4 protein-coding genes are annotated in these 2,664 nt (G+C 55.3%); 3 read left to right on the top strand and 1 reads right to left on the bottom strand.

Annotated elements, in window-relative coordinates; all coding sequences use genetic code 11:
• Positions 1-156: 156 nt before the first annotated feature.
• Genes WCO56_29495 through WCO56_29485 form a run of 3 tightly spaced genes read left to right on the top strand, consistent with a single transcriptional unit; the run spans position 157 to position 1,978 of the window.
• Complete coding sequence (locus tag WCO56_29495; protein MEI7733736.1) at positions 157-483, top strand: helix-turn-helix domain-containing protein; 327 nt, start codon at positions 157-159, stop codon at positions 481-483.
• A 40-nt stretch (positions 484-523) separates the two neighbouring features.
• Entirely contained in the window at positions 524-1,126 is a 603-nt protein-coding gene (locus WCO56_29490) for a hypothetical protein (GenBank protein ID MEI7733735.1), read from the top strand.
• A 30-nt stretch (positions 1,127-1,156) separates the two neighbouring features.
• Positions 1,157-1,978 (top strand): hypothetical protein, encoded by an 822-nt coding sequence (locus tag WCO56_29485; protein MEI7733734.1) that lies wholly within the window; start codon positions 1,157-1,159, stop codon positions 1,976-1,978.
• Between the two features lie 452 nt (positions 1,979-2,430).
• On the opposite strand, the gene WCO56_29480 is transcribed toward WCO56_29485, so the two are convergent.
• A partial coding sequence (locus WCO56_29480) for a hypothetical protein (protein ID MEI7733733.1) occupies positions 2,431-2,664 on the bottom strand: 234 nt, incomplete at its 5' end.

The raw sequence follows: 2,664 nt of genomic DNA, 5'->3' as shown, positions 1-2,664 counted from the left end.
TTTGCAGCCTTGAACGCCTGCTGGTTTCTGAAATGCCGGTGCGCTGTAAAGGGCTTGATGAAATCGGGATTTATGGCGTAACGAAACCCGCCTTTGACAAGCTCTGTGCTGATTGCCGCGCCAGTCTGGGCGAAATGATAACCAAGGAGCCCAGCCGTGAATGACACCGCATTTGATGACGATGGGAACCGGATAGGCCAGACCGGGTTTGATTATGACGCCATGGACGGCACCCAGGAACCCCAAGACCGTGACGACGCGCGCGCCCGGCAGGAACTATTCCGCCGCGTGATTCAATTCCTTGCGTCCGGTGAAGCGCCTGCCGTGGCCGTTGGCCGGCGGGTGATCCTGCTGGCGCATTTGCTGCATGACAACGCCGTCACCCAGCGCCAACTTGCGCGGAAGCTTCGCCTATCGCCTGGCCGCGTCTCGCAATTATTAAACGTCGTAAAGCGTGAATTAGCTACACTAGCAAAGGATTAGGAAACCGGCAGCGGAATTTATTAAACTTCGCGCCATTGGTATGGCTAACGAGATTGGCAAAAAATTACTGAGCGCCCTTGATAAGGCGATTGGAACACCGGCCCGAAGCTGGGAAACCCTGCTGGCGGACATTACCAGCGAGATCGGCTTTACCCTCACCCAAGAGGAAAAGGCGCGCGCCAAGGATTTGCAGGCCGTGGCGGACCGCGTTTGGGATGCTATGGCGGAAAATGGCCGCGATGCTGTTCACAAGAATCATGCGAAAGCCTTGGAAAAATTCCGCAATGAGGTTGCGGCTGGCAAGACTCCACCGGCGCCGACGTCATGGGATGACGCTTTCAAGGCCGCCGAGGCCGGACAGGAGGCCTGGCGTAGCGTTGGCGAGTCTAACGCCATCCAGGTTGAAAAATGGGTGGTGCCGATCTGGCGACGCTGGGCGGACTTTGCCGAGCAACTGGCCCAAAAAGTTGAAAGTGAAAACCAGAGTCTATCGCGATGGTTGCCCGCAACCGTGAATGCCGACGCTGGGCGGGAAATTCGCGATGCTGCGCGAAAAATCCGCGCCCGTGCCGACCGAGACAGCGGTAATTACAACTACGCATTTTCTCCGCGCCGTGCGCTGGAGCATATCGTCAAAATCTGAACCAACAAAAATCGAACCTAAAAAAAACCTATGGGAAATACCAATTCCGTCACCGTTGAACACCTTGGCAGTTGCGTTATTGAGCAGATGAAAACTCTTTGCGCGCCTATTGAGGCGTGCTGCACCACAACCGACTTGCACCCCGAAGCGCCGGGCGTGCGGGTTGAAGTGATGAATGTCACCCAGACTCCCGCCACAAAAATCAATCCGAGTGATTTTGAAACCGATTTTGGCAGCACGGTTGACGCCCTTGGGGTACAACCCGCGCACGTTGCACAAATCTTTGGCGTAAACTCCCGCGACAAATCCGGCGGGCTGACCATTGCCCGGCTAATGGGGGCGAACCTCAAAAAATTCAGTCAAACCCTTTGGAATTTGGTGGCCGCGCAACTGAAAAGCGCCAACGGATTTGGCACGCTCTGCACCATTGCGCCAACCGCGTTCGGCCTCAATGAAGTGTCCCTGGCCGTCGCCGGTTTGAAATCTGCCAGCCGCGCTTTGATTTTGGACAGTTCCATCATGGCCAATCTGGCGTCATGGCCCCTGCTGGCTGACAGGTCGAACGTGCTTTTCCCTGGCGGGATTTGGGAGGCCGACTTTACCGCGTCGCCCGGCGTGCTGGGTGCCGTCTGCGACCGCAACGCCTTGGTTGCCGCCGTGGGCGTGCCTGCCCGCTTCGAAACAAAGTCGCTGACATCATCGCCGGTGGACCTGCCAGCGCTTGGAATGAAAATTTTGGTGACAAGTTGGTTTGTCCCCAACTTGCGCGGCGAGCGGTGCTCGTTTGAATGCATGATCGGGATTGCCCCTGGCAATACGGACGCCTGCAAATTGATCCTTTCCGGTTCCTGATAGTTGGTTTTGTGTCCCTGGCCATCCTGTAGATGGTCCTGGCGGTTGACGAGCGCCCCTCGAGAAATCGGGGGGCGTTTCGTTTTACCCTGGCACCGTCACCACCACCAACTTGTAACCGCTACAAGTTCACCAAACGACCTACGCCACGCCGGACGCCCGTCCGCTGTCATGACCCTCGCCACGTATCAGGACCAGTCCTAGGCCATCCTGTAGCTATGCCGTGGGCAGGATATGACCCCGATGGCACCCATACGGCAGTTGCCCAACCGTCAACCGTTGACAGTTGCCCAACTGCGAACCGTTAGCAGTTGCCAGAAGTTGCCATAAAACTTTAATTACTGTCATTTTCCTTGCATTGCCTCACATTGCCAATGGGAAAGCCATACATGCGTAATAGGCCGTAATTATGCGGTTATTCTGGGCATTATGGCATGTTTTCATGCCGATTGTCAAAAAGTACGGCGCATCCTGAAGGGATGCCAGATTAATGCCGGCACCTTGCGCCATGTTGTTTTGCAATTGACCGTCGGGAGCGTTTTAGGGATGGTCGGTGTCATGATAATCAACTGGCCAACGAAAAAACGAACGAGAGGGGCGTTCAAGAATACTGTTAACCCGTAATTATCCATGCCTAGCAGCCTGTCGGACTTAACAATGCGGATTTTTTGCAGGTTTTTGAATAA

The sequence above is a fragment of the Verrucomicrobiota bacterium genome (genome assembly GCA_037139415.1).
In the GTDB taxonomy this organism is placed as follows: Bacteria; Verrucomicrobiota; Verrucomicrobiia; order Limisphaerales; family Fontisphaeraceae; genus JBAXGN01.
This window is presented reverse-complemented; position numbering and strand designations above follow the sequence as displayed.